At 71.8% G+C, this 17,287-nt stretch carries 13 protein-coding genes, 1 tRNA gene and 1 pseudogene; 9 read left to right on the top strand and 6 right to left on the bottom strand.

From position 1 onward, the window contains the following. Positions 1-102 precede the first annotated feature (102 nt). Both UW392_RS19255 and UW392_RS19260 read right to left on the bottom strand, forming a co-directional pair. Entirely contained in the window at positions 103-1,002 is a 900-nt protein-coding gene (locus UW392_RS19255; RefSeq protein ID WP_320776270.1) for a chitosanase, read from the bottom strand. Next, positions 999-1,925, bottom strand: coding sequence for a rhomboid family intramembrane serine protease (locus UW392_RS19260; protein WP_320776271.1), 927 nt, complete (start codon positions 1,923-1,925; stop codon positions 999-1,001). Before UW392_RS19260 ends, UW392_RS19255 begins: the two co-directional genes overlap by 4 nt. A 171-nt stretch (positions 1,926-2,096) precedes the next feature. Between UW392_RS19260 and UW392_RS19265 the strand changes: the two genes are divergently transcribed. Together UW392_RS19265 and UW392_RS19270 are read left to right on the top strand one after the other, a co-directional pair. Further along, positions 2,097-2,816, top strand: a complete 720-nt coding sequence (locus UW392_RS19265; RefSeq protein ID WP_320776272.1) for a VWA domain-containing protein — start codon at positions 2,097-2,099, stop codon at positions 2,814-2,816. Between the two features lie 70 nt (positions 2,817-2,886). Then, positions 2,887-4,548, top strand: coding sequence for a ubiquinol-cytochrome c reductase cytochrome b subunit (locus UW392_RS19270; RefSeq protein WP_320776273.1), 1,662 nt, complete (start codon positions 2,887-2,889; stop codon positions 4,546-4,548). Positions 4,549-4,562: 14 nt separating this feature from the next. Here UW392_RS19270 and UW392_RS19275 read toward each other — a convergent pair whose 3' ends face one another. After that, complete coding sequence (locus tag UW392_RS19275) at positions 4,563-5,435, bottom strand: hypothetical protein (RefSeq protein WP_320776274.1); 873 nt, start codon at positions 5,433-5,435, stop codon at positions 4,563-4,565. Between the two features lie 152 nt (positions 5,436-5,587). Between UW392_RS19275 and UW392_RS19280 the strand changes: the two genes are divergently transcribed. The 5 genes and pseudogenes from UW392_RS19280 (at position 5,588) to UW392_RS19300 (ending at position 12,097) form a co-directional block, all read left to right on the top strand. Beyond that, the gene (locus tag UW392_RS19280; protein WP_320776275.1) at positions 5,588-5,938 is read left to right on the top strand and encodes a chorismate mutase; all 351 of its coding nucleotides are present in this window, start codon (positions 5,588-5,590) and stop codon (positions 5,936-5,938) included. A 143-nt stretch (positions 5,939-6,081) separates the two neighbouring features. Continuing rightward, a complete protein-coding gene (locus UW392_RS19285; protein WP_320776276.1) occupies positions 6,082-6,678 on the top strand; it encodes a response regulator in 597 nt (198 codons plus the stop codon). Between the two features lie 56 nt (positions 6,679-6,734). Then, positions 6,735-9,221, top strand: a pseudogene (gene pepN / locus UW392_RS19290) (aminopeptidase N); the annotation flags it as partial. A gap of 111 nt (positions 9,222-9,332) precedes the next feature. Continuing rightward, positions 9,333-10,694, top strand: a complete 1,362-nt coding sequence (locus UW392_RS19295; RefSeq protein WP_320776296.1) for a pyridoxal phosphate-dependent decarboxylase family protein — start codon at positions 9,333-9,335, stop codon at positions 10,692-10,694. Further along, positions 10,691-12,097, top strand: a complete 1,407-nt coding sequence (locus UW392_RS19300; protein WP_320776277.1) for a lysine N(6)-hydroxylase/L-ornithine N(5)-oxygenase family protein — start codon at positions 10,691-10,693, stop codon at positions 12,095-12,097. Before UW392_RS19295 ends, UW392_RS19300 begins: the two co-directional genes overlap by 4 nt. A 24-nt stretch (positions 12,098-12,121) precedes the next feature. On the opposite strand, the gene UW392_RS19305 is transcribed toward UW392_RS19300, so the two are convergent. Continuing rightward, a complete protein-coding gene (locus UW392_RS19305) occupies positions 12,122-13,951 on the bottom strand; it encodes a bifunctional metallophosphatase/5'-nucleotidase (RefSeq protein ID WP_320776278.1) in 1,830 nt (609 codons plus the stop codon). 153 nt (positions 13,952-14,104) lie between these two features. Here UW392_RS19305 and UW392_RS19310 point away from each other — a divergent pair, with 153 nt between their 5' ends. Next, positions 14,105-14,818 (top strand): SIMPL domain-containing protein, encoded by a 714-nt coding sequence (locus UW392_RS19310; RefSeq protein ID WP_320776279.1) that lies wholly within the window; start codon positions 14,105-14,107, stop codon positions 14,816-14,818. A gap of 86 nt (positions 14,819-14,904) precedes the next feature. Continuing rightward, positions 14,905-16,329, top strand: a complete 1,425-nt coding sequence (gene pyk / locus UW392_RS19315; RefSeq protein WP_320776280.1) for a pyruvate kinase — start codon at positions 14,905-14,907, stop codon at positions 16,327-16,329. Here the strand turns inward: pyk and UW392_RS19320 are convergent, their stop codons facing one another. Both UW392_RS19320 and UW392_RS19325 read right to left on the bottom strand, forming a co-directional pair. Continuing rightward, positions 16,330-17,106 carry a helix-turn-helix domain-containing protein gene (locus tag UW392_RS19320; RefSeq protein WP_320776281.1) on the bottom strand — a complete coding sequence of 259 codons (777 nt, stop codon included), beginning with the start codon at positions 17,104-17,106 and terminating at the stop codon, positions 16,330-16,332. Between the two features lie 81 nt (positions 17,107-17,187). Continuing rightward, positions 17,188-17,270 (bottom strand) — tRNA-Leu (locus UW392_RS19325). Positions 17,271-17,287 lie beyond the last annotated feature (17 nt).

Here is a 17,287-nt window from a genome sequence, read left to right on the forward strand (position 1 = left end):
GAAAGCTGTCCCGTACAACGGCGTACGGAACACAGTCGGCGCCCGCCCCACTGTCCCCGACCGGACAAGGGGCGGGCGCCGCCGCATGCGCGTTCGACAGGATCAGGGGACCTGGTACGTGTCCCCGTACGTCTCCCACTCCAGCGGCGTCCGCAACTCCAGGTTGCCCGCGTCCAGGAACCGCCGCTGGGCGGTGTCGACCCGGCTGGTGTCGCCGTCGCGGGTCTCGGCGAGGGCCGCGCGGCGCACGTCGAGGAAGGCGGCCAGGTACGTCTTCTCGTCGCCGCCGGCGGCCGGGGTCTCCGCCTCCTCCATGGCACGGGCCCGCAGCCCGTAGAAGCCGTCGGCCTCGGTGTCCGGGCCGTGGAAGATGATCGCGTCGTAGTACACGAACTGCCCGAGCGTCGTCAGGCCGTCCAGCTTCGCCAGCCGCACGGCCGGATCGAAGTAGACCCGGTCCCGCTCCTCCTCCTGCGCCGCCCGGAACGCCGGGACCTCCGCCTCCGCCCGCCACGCGTCCGCGAACCCGGGGTCGAGACCCTCGTGCGAGTCCGTGCCGTCCACCTTCCGCAGCGCGGGCAGATAGCGCGCCAGGCCGTTGTCCGGGTGGTCCTCGGTGTACCGCTCGACCAGGGTCAGCAGGTCGTGGGTGCCGGTGCAGAACCCGGCGACGCCCGCGGTGTACCCCTGGCCGTCGTCCAGGTCCTCGATGCTGCCGTACAGGGAGCGCCAGTCCAGCGTGGAGTTGTCGGCGCTCGCCACCAACTGCTGCGCCAGCTCCTTCTTCCCCTTCGACGCCAGCCCCGCCGGCAGGTCGGCGATCACCTCGTCGTCCCGCTCGCGCTCCCGCTCCGCCCGGTCCTTGGCCTCCTCGGGCGCCACCTGCGCGGTGCTCGCCGTAGGGGCCGGCGAGTCGCCGCCGGAGTCGGAGGGCGCCAGGAAGTACACCGCGGCGGTCGCCACCACCGGCACGGCCGCGAACAGCAGCACCCCGCGTCTCATGCCGCACCCCCGTCCTTGACGGCGGCGACCCGCACCGCGACGGCCACCACCAGCACCGCCAGCAGCAGGACGTACGCGCCCGCCTGCACCGGCACGCGTCGGCCGTCCCGGGGCGCCCACGCGAACGCCGCCGCCACCGCGCCGCCCACGAGCAGACCACCGAGGTGCCCCTGCCAGGAGGTGAGCCCCGCGGAGATCACCAGCCACAGCAGCAGGAACACCATGAACCGGTTGACCTGAGCCATGTCCGCGCCGATCCGCCGGGACAGCACGTAGTACGCCGCGCCCAGGCCGAAGATGCCGCCCGAGGCGCCCAGCGCCGCCTGCCCGGGGTCGGCGAGCAGCACGGTGAGCACCGAACCGCCGACCACCGCCAGCAGGTACAGCGCGAGGTACCGCACCCGGCCGAGCATCGGCTCCACCACGCGCCCCAGCTGCCACAGCGCGACCATGTTCATCACGATGTGCAGCAACCCGAACGTGCCCTCGGTGGGCTGCAGATGGAGGAAGCCGCCGGTCAGCAGCCGCTCCCACTCACCGGCCACCAGTCCGTGCGCCTCGAACTCGGCCGGGTGGGGCGTCTGGTAGACGTAGAAGAGACCGTCCGGACCGGTGAGCCGTGCCGCCACCACCGAGAAGCGGTCCACGATCCCGGGCCGCGCCACCTCGGCGACGTAGACGAGCACGTTGAGGGCGATCAGCGCGTACGTCGTCACCGGCGTCGCCGAGATCCGGCCGCCGACGACGGTCCGCGCCTGCCGGACGGACCGCGCCCCCTCGCTCACGCACTCGGGGCACTGGTGACCGACGGCCGCCTCGCGCATGCAGTCCGGGCAGATGTACCGCTCGCAGCGGGTGCAGCGGACGTGGCACTCCACCTTCGGATGGCGGTAGCAGGTCGTGACGGCGGACTCGGGGTCCACGGCCGGCTCCTCGGGGTCGGGGGCGGAACAAGAGCCGGTGGGGGCGGCGGCGAACAAAATAGCGAACAGCTGTGGACCGGCTGAGAGCAGGGTCGATCAACGACGTCGATCAGGGATGTCGATCAGTGACGTAATCTCGGGGACGTCGGCGTCGTACCAGGGGGAGTCCGCATGTCCGCGATCAGTCTCAGCAAGGTCCAGGAGACGGCTCCCGCGCTGGTCAGCCTCTACAAGAGCGCCGGAGCCGCGCTGGCCGGGCAGGGGCTGGACGGCCAGCGCGCGGCCGTCTACCTCGTCGTCGACTACTCCGGTTCCATGAAGCCGTACTACAAGGACGGCAGCGTGCAGGCCCTCGCCGACCGGGTGCTCGGACTCTCCGCGCACCTCGACGACGACGGCACGGTGCCGGTGGTCTTCTTCTCCACGGACGTCGACGCCGTCACCGACATCGCGCTGGCCGGTCACGAGGGCCGGATCGAGCGGATCGTCTCCGGCCTCGGGCACATGGGGAAGACCGCCTACCACCTGGCCATGGACGCCGTCATCGACCACTACCTCGACAGCGGCTCCACCGCCCCCGCCCTCGTCGTCTTCCAGACCGACGGCGGCCCGGTCAACCGGCTCGCCGCCGAACGCCACCTCTGCAAGGCCGCCCGGCTGCCGCTGTTCTGGCAGTTCATCGGCTTCGGCGACCCGGGCAGCAAGCAGTTCGACTACCTGCGCCGGCTCGACGAACTGGCCGTGCCCGACAAGCGGGCCGTGGACAACGCCGGCTTCTTCCACGCCGGCCGCGACCCGCGGGCGCTGTCCGACACCGAGCTGTACACGCGCCTGGTGGCCGAGTTCCCCAAGTGGCTGGTGGACGCCCGCGCGAAGGGAATCGTCAACTAGCGGCTGTACAGGACCCGTTGGCTTGCCGACGGGCCCATGGCACCCTGGGGTCGTCCGAGGGGAGCGTGTCATGGGCGCACGACGGATCGAACCGGGTCGCGACGGGGGCGGCACGCGGGCCGAACGCCTCAGGGAGACGGGCGGCGGCGAGCGGCTCGCGGACTGGGCGGACGGCCGGGTCGGCCTCTACACCCTGGGCAAGACCTACATGCGCAAGGTCTTTCCGGACCACTGGTCCTTCATGCTCGGCGAGGTCTGCCTCTACAGCTTCATCGTCCTGATCCTCACCGGCGTCTACCTCACCCTGTTCTTCGAGCCCAGCAGCGTCGAGGTCGTCTACAACGGCTCCTACGAACCGCTGAACGGCGTCATCATGACCCGCGCCTACGAGTCGACGCTCGACATCAGCTTCGACGTACGCGGCGGTCTGCTGATCCGGCAGATCCACCACTGGGCGGCGCTGATCTTCATCGCCGGGCTCCTCGTGCACATGATGCGCGTCTTCTTCACCGGCGCGTTCCGCAAGCCGCGCGAGCTGAACTGGGTCTTCGGCTGGACGATGCTGATGCTCGCCCTCATCACCGGCCTCACCGGCTACTCCCTCCCCGACGACCTGCTCTCCGGCACCGGCCTCAGGTTCTCCCAGGGCGCGATCCTGTCGGTCCCGCTGGTCGGGTCCTACCTCTCCTTCTTCCTCTTCGGCGGCGAGTACCCCGGCCAGGACATCATCGCGAGGCTCTACCCGGTCCACGTCCTGGTGCTGCCCGGCATCATCCTCGCCCTGGTCGTCGCCCACCTGGCGCTGGTCTTCTACCACAAGCACACCCAGTACCCCGGCCCCGGCCGCACCGAGAAGTCGGTCGTCGGCATGCCGTTCATGCCGGTGTACATGGCCAAGGCCGGCGGCTTCTTCTTCCTCGTCTTCGGCGTCCTGGCGCTCATGGGCGGCATCGCGACGATCAACCCGGTCTGGGCGTTCGGCCCCTACCGCGCCGACCTGGTGACGACGGGCGCCCAGCCCGACTGGTACCTCGGCTTCTCCGAGGGGCTGATCCGGGTGATGCCGGGATGGGAGATCGACGCCTTCGGCCACACCCTGCAACTGGGTGTCTTCATCCCCTTCATGCTCTTCCCGCTCATCCTCGCCGCGATCGGCGTCTACCCCTTCGTCGAGGCGTGGATCACCGGCGACAAACGCGAGCACCACCTCCTGGACCGGCCCCGCAACGTCCCCACCCGCACCGGGCTCGGCGTCGCCTGGCTGACCCTGTACGCCGTCTGCCTGATCGGCGGCGGCAACGACCTGTGGGCCACCCGCTTCCACCTCTCCATCAACGCGATCACCTGGTTCGTACGGATCGCCTTCTTCGTCGCGCCGGTCCTCGCCTTCGTCGTCACCCGGCGCATCTGCATCGGACTGCAGCGCCGGGACCGGGAGAAGGTGCTGCACGGACGCGAGTCCGGCACGGTCCGGCGGCTGCCGCACGGGGAGTACGTGGAGGTGCACGAGCCGCTGAGCCAGGCCCAGCTGTTCACGCTCACCCAGCACGAGCAGGCCCTTCCCTACGACACGGGGGCGCGGGTCGACGCGAACGGGGTGGTGCGGCGGGTGCCGGTGGTGCACCGGGTGCGGGCGAGGCTGGCCAAGGCCATGTACGGGCCCGGGACGTATGCCGAGAAGCCGACGGAGGAGGAGTTCAAGGAACTCGCCCGGCGGGACGGGCATGGGTGACGGGGCGCTTCAGCTCACGTGTCGCATTCCAGGACGGTGCGGCACAGGCCGCACCGGGCGCGTACGCGCCCCCGTACCGGGACCCTGATGCGCTGATGACACGTCGGGCACGGGAAGGACACCCGCAGCGGGCCGCTCCCGGCGGGAGTGAACGCGTACGGGGTGCGGTCCTGGGCGTCGCGGCGGTCGCGCGCGTACCGGCGGCGGCCCGCCCGGCCCGCCGCCGTCAGCGGCGGCTGCTCCCCGTCCCGGCGGGCCTGCCCCCGGCCCGCGACGTACGCCGTGTACGCCTGCGGGCTGGTGAACCACACCGAGGGGTCCTCGCCGAACAGCAGCGCCCGCTTGGCCAGGACGTACCCGAACTCCTCCGGCGTCAGGTACCCCAGCTTCTGCGAGGACGCCGCGTCCTGCCGGAACGCGTCAAGGAGCAGCCACCCCGCGCCCAGGTACGTCGTCACCGTGTCCGTCAGGATCTCGTTGTCCCGCGTCCCCGGGAACGACAGCCCGAGGCGGTGCAGGTAGACATGGGTCACCTCGTGCGCCAGGGCCGCCCCGATGTCCCGCCGATGGGTGCGGAACCGGTCGTTCAGCTCGACGAAGTACTCCGGGCCCGCCGCCAGTTCGACGTGGGCCGCGTGCGTCATCCCGCGGAAGGAGACGATCAGCCGCGCGTCGGGGAGGCGGTAGTGCCGCACCAGCTCGCGCGCCACCCGCTGCGCTCCCAGGTACAGGTCGTCGGTGTCGCAGAACGCCACGTCGGCCGGGGCCACACTGGCCGAGAACGTCTGGACGGTGTCGTAGGACAGCCGCCTGTACAGCGCGGTGATGGCGGCCCGTACCGTCTCCAGGTGCGGGAAGCCGTGCTCGACCGGCCCGTCGTTCGCCACGTCCACCCCCAAGACGCCCGGAACCCCGCTGTCCACTGTACGGCGCGGCACCCGGACCCGGCCCGTGCCCGGCGGGGGCGTCCGCCCCGGTCCGCTCCGGGTGCTGAGACGGTCCGGCGCCCTCCGTACCCCGACCCGTAGGCTGGCCTGTCATGACCACCAGCAACACCCGCGGCGCCGCCGCCGACCCCGCCGTCCGCGAGGAGCTCGACCGGCTGCGCAACAGCATCGACAACATCGACGCGGCCGTCGTCCACATGCTCGCCGAACGGTTCAAGTGCACCCAGCAGGTGGGCCACCTCAAGGCCCGCCACCAGCTGCCGCCCGCCGACCCGGCCCGCGAGGCCCGGCAGATCACCCGGCTGCGCTCCCTGGCCGAGGACGCCAAACTGGACCCGGCCTTCGCCGAGAAGTTCCTCAACTTCATCATCGCCGAGGTGATCCGCCACCACGAACGCATCGCGGAGGACGCCGGCAACGGCACCGGCCGGGCCGACGGCTGATCTTGGCCGACGTCGTTCCGGGGGAGTGACACAGGGGCTTGCACGGGGCATGCTGCGCTGTGCACCCCCTGCCGGCCGACGGGCACCCGCCGCCGGCGCCTCGCACCGCCACCGGGCCGTGCACGAGGAAGGGACACCGGGCCATGACGCCGGACGCCGGAATCCTCATCGTCGACGACCACGAAGACACCCTGTACGCGCTGGAGAGCGCCCTGTCCCCGCTCGGCTTCCGGCTCGACCGGGCCACCAGCGGCGACGAGGCGCTCAAGCAGGTCCTGCGCGGCCACGTCGGCCTGCTCCTGCTGGACGTACGCCTGCCGGGCGTCGACGGCCTCGACGTGGTCCGCTACATGCGCCGGGTGGAGCAGACCCAGCACATCCCCGTCATCCTCCTCACCGGTTTCGGCTTCAGCGCCGAGCTGAGCGCCACCGCCTTCCGCCTGGGCGTCGCCGACCTCGTCCTGAAGCCCGCCGACCCCTGGACGCTGCGGACCAAGGTCCGCTACCTCTACGACGCCCACCAGCGCCAGCTCGCCCTGGAGAAGGAGCTGCGCGAGCTGCGCGCCCGCGTCCGGGGCCACAGCGAGAACCCCGCCCGCCCCGGCCTGCCGCACCCCGACGCCCTCCGGCTGCCCCGGCCCGACGGGGCGAGGGCGGGGGAACGGCCGGGAGACCGCTCCCCGGACCGCTCCCCGGGCCGCTTCGAGGACCGCGACAGTCTGCAGAAGGACCGGACATAGGGTGCATACCGCACCGCCTCTGTGCCCGTGGGGCACCATCGGGCAGCATGGCACGCATGTCCGTACTGACGCGCGACGAAGCGCAGACCCGTGCCCGGCTCCTCGACGTCCACCACTACACGATCGCTCTCGATCTGACGGGTGGCGACGAGACCTTCGGCTCCCTCACCACCATCCGCTTCACCGTCCGCGGTGAAGCGGCCGCCGCGGACACCTTCGTCGAGCTCAAGCCCGCCCGGCTGCACAGCGTCACCCTCGACGGACACCCGCTGGACCCAGGGACCCTGGACGACAACCGACTGCCGCTGAAGAACCTCGCTCCCGGCGAGCACGAACTGCGGATCGACGCCGCCATGACGTACTCCCGCACCGGCGAGGGCATGCACCGCTTCACCGACCCCGCCGACGGCGAGACCTACCTCTACACCCAGCTCTTCCTCGACGACGTCCAGCGCGTCTTCGCCGCCTTCGACCAGCCCGACCTCAAGGCCGTCTTCGACCTCACAGTCCGCGCCCCCGAGGGCTGGACCGTCCTCGCCAACGGCGTCACCGAGCTGACCGACGACGGCCGCTGGACCGCCGCCACCACCCCCCTCATCTCCACCTACCTCGTCGCCGTCGCCGCCGGCCCCTGGCACTCCGTGCGCACCGAACACCGCGGCCTGCCCTTCGGCATCCACTGCCGCCGCTCCCTCGCCCCGTACCTGGACGCCGACGCCGACGAGATCCTCGACGTCACCCGCGCCCTGTTCGACCGGTACCACGAGAAGTTCGACGAGCCCTACCCCTTCGACTCCTACGACCAGGCGTTCGTCCCCGAGTTCAACGCCGGCGCCATGGAGAACCCCGGCCTCGTCACCTTCCGCGACGAGTTCGTCTACCGCTCCGCCGTCACCGACACCGAGCGCCAGACCCGCGCCATGGTCATCGCCCACGAGATGGCCCACATGTGGTTCGGCGACCTCGTCACCCTGCGCTGGTGGGACGACATCTGGCTGAACGAGTCCTTCGCCGAGTACATGGGCTACCAGACCTGCGCCGAGGCGACCCGCTTCACCGACACCTGGACCGACTTCGGAGTCGCCCGCAAGGCCTGGGGCTACGACGCCGACCAGCGGCCCTCCACCCACCCCGTCGCCCCCGAGGCCGTCGAGGACACCGCCTCCGCCCTCCTCAACTTCGACGGCATCTCCTACGCCAAGGGCGCCTCCGCCCTGCGCCAGCTCGTCGCCTGGCTCGGCGAGAAGGACTTCCTCGCCGGCATCAACACCCACTTCACCCGGCACCGCTTCGCCAACGCCAGCCTCGCCGACTTCATCGACTCCCTCGCCGCCGCCACCGACCGCGACGTCCACGCCTGGGCCGACACCTGGCTGCGCACCACCGGCGTCGACACCCTCACCCCCCGCCTCGCCCCCGGCGACGGCGGCACCTGCGCCCTCACCGTCGACCGCACCGGCAGCCGCCCGCACCGCATCGCCGTCGGCCTCTACGACCACGACCTCACCGACGACAACCGCCTCGTCCTGCGCGAGCGCCTCGACCTCGACGTCCCCCAGGGCGAACCCCGCGCCCTCGGCCGCCGCCCCGCCCTGCTCCTCCTCAACGACGGCGACCTCACCTACGCCAAGGTCCGCTTCGACCCCGAGTCCTTCGCCGCCGTCCGCGACGGGCTCTCCGGGCTGCCCGACCCGCTCACCCGGGCCGTCGTCTGGAACGCCCTGCGCGACGCGGTCCGCGACGGCGAACTCGACCCCGGCGCCTACCTCGACGCCGCCCGCGCCCACCTGCCGCACGAGAGTGACCTCGCCCTCCTCGAAGGGGTCCTCGCCTTCGCCGGCACCCACATCGTCGGCCGCTACCTCACCCCCGAGCGGCGGCCCGCCGCGCTGGCCACCCTCACCGAGCTGTGCCGCGACCTCATCCGCCGCACCGAGGACGGCGACCACCCGGGGCGGCGCCTGATCGCCGTACGCCACCGCATCGACACCGCGGCCCACCCCGACACCATCGCGTCCTGGCTCGCCGACGGCACCGTCGCCGGCGGCCCCGAACTCGACCCGGAGCTGCGCTGGCGCATCCTCGCCCGGCTCGCCGTCCTCGGCGCCACCGACGAGGCCGCCGTCGCCGCCGAACTGGAGCAGGACCCGAGCGCCGCCGGCCAGGAGGGCGCCGCCCGCTGCCGCGCCGCGCTGCCCGACCCCGAGGCCAAGGCCCGCGCCTGGGAGGCCATGTTCACCGGCGACGGCCTCTCCAACTACCTGTTCACCGCCACCGCCCGCGGCTTCTGGCAGCCCGAGCAGGCCGACCTCGTCAGCGCCTACGTACCGCGCTACTTCGCGGAGGTACCGGCCGTCGCCGCGCGGCGCGGGCCCGCCATCGCCGCGGCGGCGGGCCGGTTCGCGTTCCCCGCCCACGCGGTCTCCGCCGAGACGCTGCGGCTCGGCGAGGAGAGTCTGAAGGGAGACCTGGCGCCGTCCCTGCGCCGTCGCCTGGCCGACGAACTCGACGACCTCAAGCGCGCGCTGGCGGTGCGCGAATCTTTTACGGCAGACACAGCCGGGCCGCACACGGCCCACGGCCCGTACCCCCATTCGGGTGCCGCTCGTTGTCCCTTCCGGACGCGTCCATACCAACGCGCCCGGGAGGACACCATGAGCAGCCCGCCCCCGCTGGCATCGGGCCCAGAAGGTCTCCGCGCCCTGCGGCCGTTGCTCCACGACGTCCTCGACGCCCTGGACACCGGCACCCGGGCCCGCGGCGGTCCGCTCCCGGCCGGAGGCCCCGACGCCGTCGCCGCGCGGGTCCGGGACGCCGTCGGCGAGCTCCTGCCCGAGCGCGGCGACCCCGCCGCCCTGCGCACCCTCGTCACCGCCCTCGCCGAGGGCTCCGCCGACCCCGCCGACCCGCTGTGCACCGCCCACCTGCACGGCCCGCCGCTCGCCGTCGCCACCGCCGCCGACCTCGCCGCGAGCGTCCTCAACCCCTCCCTGGACTCCTGGGACCAGGCCCCGGCGGCCTCCGCGCTCGAAGCGCTCGTCACCCGCGCCCTCGCCCGGGAGACCGGCGCCGCCGACGCCCTCGTCACCACCGGCGCCACCGAGTCCAATCTCCTCGCGCTGCTCCTGGCCCGCGAGGCACAGGGTCCCGCGGTCCGCCTCGTGCACGGCGCCGCCGCCCACCACTCGCTGCCCCGCGCCACCTGGCTCCTCGGCCTGCCCCGCCCCGTCACCGTGCCCACCCCCGCCGGCACCCTCGACCCCGCCGCCCTCGACGGCGCGCTCGCCGGGCTGACCGGCCCCAGCGTCGTCGCCGCCACCGCCGGCACCACCGACGCCGGGCTCCTCGACCCGCTGCCGGAGATCGCCGACGTCTGCGCGCTCCACGGCGCCCGTCTGCACATCGACGCCGCGTACGGCGGCGGACTGCTGTTCAGCACCCGGCGCCGGGCCCGGCTCACCGGCCTCGACCGCGCCCACACCGTCGCCCTCGACCTGCACAAACTCGGCTGGCAGCCGATCGCCGCCGGCCTCCTCACCGTCCGCGACGCCGCCGATCTCGCGGCCCTCGGACAGCAGGCCGACTACCTCAACGCCGACGACGACACCGACGCCGGCCTGCCCGACCTGCTCGGCCGCTCCCTGCGCACCACCCGCCGCCCCGACATCCTGAAGATCGCCGTCACCCTCAGGACCCTCGGCCGCGGCGGCCTCGGCGCCCTGGTCGACCGGGTCTGCGACCGCGCGGAGGAACTGGCCGCTCTCGTCACGGCCCGGCCCGGCCTCGACCTGCACGCGCCGCCCGGCCTCAGCACCGTCCTGTTCCGCCCGGCCGGCGTCCCCGACGACACCGTCGCCGCCGTACGCCGCACCCTCCTCGCCGAGGGCCGCGCCGTCCTCGGCCGCGCCCGCGCCGACGGCCGCCTCTGGCTCAAGGCCACCCTGCTCAACCCCGAGACCCGCACCGACGACCTGACCGCCCTGCTCGACCTCGTGGAAGGACACACCCCCCGATGAGCACACCCACCTCCGTCCGCGACCTGGTCGGCATCGGCATCGGCCCCTTCAACCTCTCGCTGGCCGCCCTCGCCCACCCCCTCGACGGCCTCGACGCCGTCTTCTACGACCAGCGCCCCGCCTTCGCCTGGCACCCCGGCCTGCTCATCGACGGCGCCCGCCTCCAGGTCCCCTTCCTCGCCGACCTGGTCACCCTCGCCGACCCCGCCAGCCCCTGGAGCTTCCTCAACTACCTCAAGGCCCGCGAGCGCCTCTACCCCTTCTACTTCGCCGAGCGCTTCCACATCCAGCGCACCGAGTACGACGCCTACTGCCGCTGGGTCTCCGAGAACCTCCCCGCCCTGCGCTTCGGCCACCAGGTCGACGCCGTCCGCTTCCACCCCGAGCACGACGTGTTCGAGGTCGACTACACCCAGCTCGACGAGGACGGCGAGGCCCAGGCCCTCGGCCGCACCCACACCAGGAACCTGGTCCTCGGCATCGGCACCGAGCCCTACGTCCCCGACCCGCTCCGCCCCCTCGTCGAGACCCCCGGCGTCCCCGTCCTGCACGCCGCCGACTACCTCGAACACCGCGCCGACCTGCTCACCGCCGGCCACGTCACCGTCGTCGGCACCGGCCAGTCCGGCGCCGAGATCTTCCTCGACCTGCTCCGCAACCGCCCCGCCGGCCGGGAACGCCTCCACTGGATCGGCCGCACCGAGGCGTTCGCCCCCATGGAGTACTCCAAGCTCGGTCTTGAGCACTTCACCCCCGACTACACCCGCTACTTCCACGCCCTCCCGGAGAACGTCCGCGACCGCCTCGTCCCCGCCCAGTGGCAGCTCCACAAGGGCGTCGACGCCGGCACCCTCGCCGCCGTCCACGACGAGCTGTACCGCCGCTCCCTCGACGGCGGCTGGCCCGACGCCGTCCTCACCCCCGGCGTCCGCGTCCGCACCGCCGGCCGGGTCGCCACCACCAAGGTCGAACTCCACCTGGAACACACCGAGCAGGACAGCCGCTCCCGCCTCACCACCGACGCCGTCGTCCTCGCCACCGGCTACCGCGAACGCCCCCTCGACCGGCTCTTCGCCGGCCTCGACCCCTACCTGCGCCGCGACAGCAGCGACCGCCCCCGCGTCGACGACCGCTTCCGGCTCCTCCTCGACCCCTCGGTCACCGCCGCCGGCTGCCACATCTACGTCCAGAACGCCGAGCTCCACAGCCACGGCGTCGGCACCCCCGACCTCGGCCTCACCGCCTGGCGCAGCGCCACCATCCTCAACAGCGTCACCGGCACCGAGTCCTACCCCTTGCCGCAGCGCTCCGCCTTCACCACCTTCGGCCTGGACCAGCTGCGGCCCCGGATTCCGTCGGCCCGCGAGGCGAAGGTGCTCACCCCGCTCGTGGACGGAATCTGAGGCCGCGGCGCGTTCACGCAGGGGCTAGAACACCGGCGTGCCGTCCCGCGTCAGCCGCCAGTCCACCGACGCGAAGTCCGCCGGGTCCAGGACACCCTTCGCCGTCACCCACTCGGCGATCCGGGTGCGGATCTCCGTCGACTCCGACCAGACCTCCTGGGCCGACGCCACGTGCGGAAAGGCGCCGCCGCCGTTGGCCCGGTAGTTGTTCACCGCCAGCACGAACTGCTGCGCGTCGTCCAGCGCCGCACCGCCGTACGTCAGGTTCTTGATCCGCGCCCCCGCCGCCTGCGCGATGTCGATGTCGTACGCCAGCCCGGAGACGTAGTCGTAGTTGTAGTCCGGGCGGCCGTTCGCGTTGGTCAGCTTCTCCACGTCCACCGCCGCACCGGCCGCGGTCTGTACGTAGTACTCCGCCGAGTACTCCAGGTACGCCCGGATCTCCGCACCCGTCAGCACCTTCGCCACCAGCGTGTTGTCGTACACGTACAGGCCCGACAGGTCCCGGATCGTCACCTCGCCCGCCGGGATCTGGGACGTACGGGAGAACGGCGACGCCTGCGCCAGCACCGGCAGCGACGCGTACGCCGTACCGGCGAGCGCCTCCTTGACCACGTCCTCCTGCACCTTGGTGATCAGGTCGATGATCGGCGCGTCCTTGTACCGCGCGTCGACCGTGGTCAGGGTCTCCGTGGCCGTACCGACCACCTGGTTCACGTACTCGACGACCGTCGCGTGCTCGTCCTTCAGCAGCTTGGTGATCCTCGGGTCGTCGGCGACCGTGTTGGTGTTGCGCAGCGACGCCTTCACCGACTCGACCCGCCACTTCCCCTTCGCGTAGGCCAGTTCGAAGTCGAAGAGGGCCAGCCGCTCCGCGTAGCACAGCGGCTCCGACAGCACGACCGACTCGCCGGTCTTCTCGTTCGTGACCAGCTGCTGCTCGATCTCCACGTGCGCGTGCCCGACCAGGATCGCGTCGATCCCCGGCACCTGCCGGGCCACATCGGCCGCCGCGTTCTCCACGTACGGCAGCTGGTCACCCCACGACGACGTGCCCGACGCGCCCGTGTGCGCCGAGACCACCACGATGTCCGCGCCCATCGACCGCAGCTTCGGCACCCACTTCGCCGCCTGCTCCTCGATCCCCGGGAACGCCAGCTTCCCCTGCACGTACGCCTTGTCCCAGATGGCGATACCCGGGTTGGTCAGGCCCAGCACCGCCACCTTGACCGGCGGAGCGCCCTTCACGTGGAACTTCTTCATGAAGTACGGCGGGAAGGCCGGCTTCAGCGTCTTCGCGTCCACCGCGTTCGCCCCGAGCAGCGGGAAGTCGCACTGCGACTCGAACTTCCGCAGCGTCTCGATCCCGTAGTTGAACTCGTGGTTGCCCAGCGCCACGGCGTCGTAGCCGATCGCGTTCATCGCCTGCGCCATGGGGTGCACCGGGCCGCCCTTGGCGGTGATCGGGTCCACCTTGGCGTAGTAGTACGTCAGCGGGGTGCCCTGGATCGTGTCGCCCGCGTCGATGAGCAGGGTGTTCTCCCGGCCCCGCTCCTTGCGGATCTGGTTCACCAGCGTGGAGACCCGCGCGAGCCCCTGGGCGTTGCCCGCGGTGTCGCTGTACTCCGCGTCCTTGAAATAGTCCCAGTTGAAGACGTGTCCGTGCAGGTCGGTCGTCCCCATCACCGTCAGCGAGTACCGCTTGGACCCGTGCCCGTGCCCGTGGCCGTGGCCGTGTCCGTGACCGGAGGCGGGGGCCGCCTCGGCCGCCGGAGCCGCCGCCGTACCGGCCAGCGCCACCCCCGCCCCCGTCACGGCGGACCTCTTCAGAAACTTCCGGCGGTTCAACGGCATGCCTGACTCTCCTCGACGAACGGGACCCCGTGAGTCTCACGGGCAACGCGCGTAGATTGTGGCCGCTGAAGACGACCGGCAACAGACCCTCCAGGTTGCGATCCGGTGACTCACCGGGTCACCCCCGCGCTCACCGGTGACAGAGTGGGACGTATGACCACGCCGCCCGCACCCGCGCCCGAACCCGGCCCCCACGGGACACCGGACCGCCCCCGCCTCTCCGTGCGCGGCGAGGCGCGCCTGGAGGTCGATCCCGAGATCGCCCGCATCGGCATCACCGTCAACGCCCGCGGCCGGGACCGTCGCAGTGCCCTCGACGACCTCACCCGCCGCAACGCAGGAGTCCTCGACCTCGTCAAGACCTACGGCGAAGCCGTCGAGCACCTGGAGACCGGCGCCTTCTCCCTCACCCCCGAACTCACCCGGCACGGCCGCGGCGAACGCGTCCGCACCTACCACGGCACCGTCCACGTCACCGCCGAACTCGCCGACTTCACCGCCCTCGGCGAACTCACCACCCGTCTCGCCGACCTCGACCTCACCCGCGTCGACGGCCCCTGGTGGGCGCTGCGGCCCACCTCCCCGGCCTACCGGCGCGCCCGGGAACAGGCAGTGCGCGAAGCGGTGCAGCGCGCCCGCGAGTACGCCGAGGCGCTCGGCACGGCCCTCGTCGCCCTCACCGAACTCACCGACACCGGGACCGAGGACGTCCGCGCCGCCGCGTTCGGCCCCGGCCGGATGCGCCGCATGTCGATGGCCGCGCCGGCGGAGGAGACCGACGCCGCCCCGCTCGACCTCGAACCCCAGCGGCAGCACGTGCACGCCGCCGTCGACGCCCGTTTCACCATGCGCCCGCCCGCGCTGTGATCATCGCAAAAGCACTTCACCCAAAGGTCGTTGGGCGGCCACCCGCGGCCGAGGGTCTACCGGCCGGTACGTCATAGGGTCGTCCCATGCGCCGAGCGAAGATCGTCTGCACTCTGGGACCCGCCACCGACTCCTACGACCGGATCAAGGCCCTGGCCGCGGCCGGCATGGACATCGCCCGTTTCAACCTCAGTCACGGCGGCCACGCCGAGCACGAGGAGCGGTACCGGCGGGTCCGCAAGGCGTCCGACGAGACCGGGCACAGCGTCGGTGTCCTCGCCGACCTCCAGGGCCCGAAGATCCGGCTCGGCACCTTCACCGAGGGCCCCGTCCTGCTGGAGCGCGGCGACACCTTCACCATCACCGTCGAGGACGGCGCCGAGGGCGACCGCACCGGCTGCGGCACCACCTACGCCGGTCTCGCCGCCGACGTCACCCCCGGGACACGCGTACTCGTCGACGACGGCAAGGTCTCTCTGGAGGTCACCGCCGTCGACGGCCCGCACGTCCGCACCCGCGTCGTCGAGGGCGGCATGGTCTCCGACCACAAGGGCCTCAACCTCCCCGGCGTCGCCGTCTCCGTGCCCACCCTGTCCAAGAAGGACGAGGACGACCTGCGCTGGGCCCTGCGCACCGGGTTCGACGTCGTCGCCCTCTCCTTCGTCCGCGGCGGCCGCGACATCCACGACGTCCACCGCGTCATGGACGAGGAGGGCCGCCGCCTCCCCGTCATCGCCAAGATCGAGAAACCGCAGGCCGTGGAGGACCTCGACGCCGTCGTCGCCGCCTTCGACGGCATCATGGTCGCCCGGGGCGACCTCGGCGTCGAGATGCCGCTGGAGCAGGTCCCCATCGTCCAGAAGCGCGCGGTCAAGCTGGCCAAGCGCAACGCCAAGCCGGTCATCGTCGCCACCCAGATGCTCGACTCGATGATCGACAACGCCCGTCCGACGCGCGCCGAGGCCAGCGACGTGGCGAACGCCGTGATCGACGGCGCGGACGCGGTCATGCTCTCCGGCGAGACCAGCGTCGGCAAGCACGCCGTCGACACGGTCCGCACGATGGCCCGCATCGTCGAGGCGGCGGAGGAGGACGTCCTCGCCCGTGGCCTGCCCCCGCTGTCCGAGCACACCAAGCCCCGTACGCAGGGCGGTGCCGTCGCCCGCGCGGCAGCGGAGATCGGTGACTTCCTCGGCGCCCGCTTCCTGGTCGCCTTCACCCAGTCCGGGGACACCGCCCGCCGGCTCTCGCGCTACCGCTCGCCCATCCCGCTGCTGGCCTTCACCCCGCAACCGGCGACCCGCTCGCAGCTGAACCTGACCTGGGGCACGGAGACGTTCCTCGGCCCGCACGTCGACTCGACCGACGCGATGGTCGCGCAGGTCGACGACCTGCTGCTGCGCCACGGACGCTGCGCGAAGGGAGATGTCGTCGTCATCACGGCGGGTTCCCCGCCGGGGGTGTCGGGGACGACCAACCTGGTGCGGGTGCACCGGATCGGCGAGGACTGATCAGTACTTGGGCCCGACGCGCAGGTCCATGAGGGCTACGGAGGCTTTGCGGGCTACGGAGATGTTGTACGGGTTCCCGTGACGTGTGCAGTGGGTCCACTCGACGCCGAGCCGGTCGAGGGTCCCCGTACAGAGGCCGCGGATGTCGTCCGACACGTTGGTGAACAAGTACCGTGGATACTCGTAGCGCTTGCGCACACCTCCGACGAGCCGGGTCGTCCAGTTGGTGATCCGGCACCCGTCGGAGTGGATGAGACCGCGGACGAACTCCCAGGAGTGAGCGTCGACGATCGCCTGCTGCCAGGGTTCCAGCGCAATATGGCGCTCGTGCTTCTTGCCAGGGGCATGCTGGGGAAACATGCACACCCAGTGCCTCGTGTAGGACTTCACCTCGACACATCCGGTTCGAGGCCGTGACTTCACACTGGATCGTGGCATCACCAAGTGCATGGCTTCCTCAGCGGCGCCGATCAGGCCGGGCTGGGTCGCGTTGCAAGTGATCGACAGGTGGTGCTGCCTGGGCTTTGAAGTGATATGGCCGTCGCCGAGATAAAGACCGAGCAGATATGCGTAGGCGACCTGGTCGAACTCGCGGCCGGTGCATCTGGGACAGTCTGTGCGCTGCTCGTATGTCTCTCCGTGCGCCCTGCGGTCCTCGCTGCGCCACCAGCCGACCGTGCCGCGCGGTACGCCGAACTGCTCCGCGACCAGACGGTTGGGCACTCCCTGCCGCATCAGCGAGACAGCGTGTGCACGAATCGAAGAACTGTGCTCCATGTGACCACCGTGCGGCACTGGAGATGTCGATGCGCACATGAAGGTGGAGGACCACGCGAACGTGGCCCTCCACTTCAACAGTGCCGGGTGCGGGATTCGAACCCGCACGTCCTCTCGGACAGATGTGTTTGAGACATCAGCGTCTGCCATTCCGCCAACCCGGCGACAGTACCGATCGGAG

Source organism: Streptomyces sp. CRN 30, assembly GCF_034105845.1.

Excerpts from the sequence above, each read along its gene's own strand:
- UW392_RS19255 (WP_320776270.1), bottom strand. The coding sequence starts at position 1,002 with ATGAGACGCGGGGTGCTGCTGTTCGCGGCCGTGCCGGTGGTGGCGACC.
- UW392_RS19265 (WP_320776272.1), top strand. The coding sequence starts at position 2,097 with ATGTCCGCGATCAGTCTCAGCAAGGTCCAGGAGACGGCTCCCGCGCTG.
- UW392_RS19270 (WP_320776273.1), top strand. The coding sequence starts at position 2,887 with ATGGGCGCACGACGGATCGAACCGGGTCGCGACGGGGGCGGCACGCGG.
- UW392_RS19280 (WP_320776275.1), top strand. The coding sequence starts at position 5,588 with ATGACCACCAGCAACACCCGCGGCGCCGCCGCCGACCCCGCCGTCCGC.
- UW392_RS19285 (WP_320776276.1), top strand. The coding sequence starts at position 6,082 with ATGACGCCGGACGCCGGAATCCTCATCGTCGACGACCACGAAGACACC.
- UW392_RS19295 (WP_320776296.1), top strand. The coding sequence starts at position 9,333 with ATGAGCAGCCCGCCCCCGCTGGCATCGGGCCCAGAAGGTCTCCGCGCC.
- UW392_RS19300 (WP_320776277.1), top strand. The coding sequence starts at position 10,691 with ATGAGCACACCCACCTCCGTCCGCGACCTGGTCGGCATCGGCATCGGC.
- UW392_RS19305 (WP_320776278.1), bottom strand. The coding sequence starts at position 13,951 with ATGCCGTTGAACCGCCGGAAGTTTCTGAAGAGGTCCGCCGTGACGGGG.
- UW392_RS19310 (WP_320776279.1), top strand. The coding sequence starts at position 14,105 with ATGACCACGCCGCCCGCACCCGCGCCCGAACCCGGCCCCCACGGGACA.
- pyk (WP_320776280.1), top strand. The coding sequence starts at position 14,905 with ATGCGCCGAGCGAAGATCGTCTGCACTCTGGGACCCGCCACCGACTCC.
- UW392_RS19320 (WP_320776281.1), bottom strand. The coding sequence starts at position 17,106 with ATGGAGCACAGTTCTTCGATTCGTGCACACGCTGTCTCGCTGATGCGG.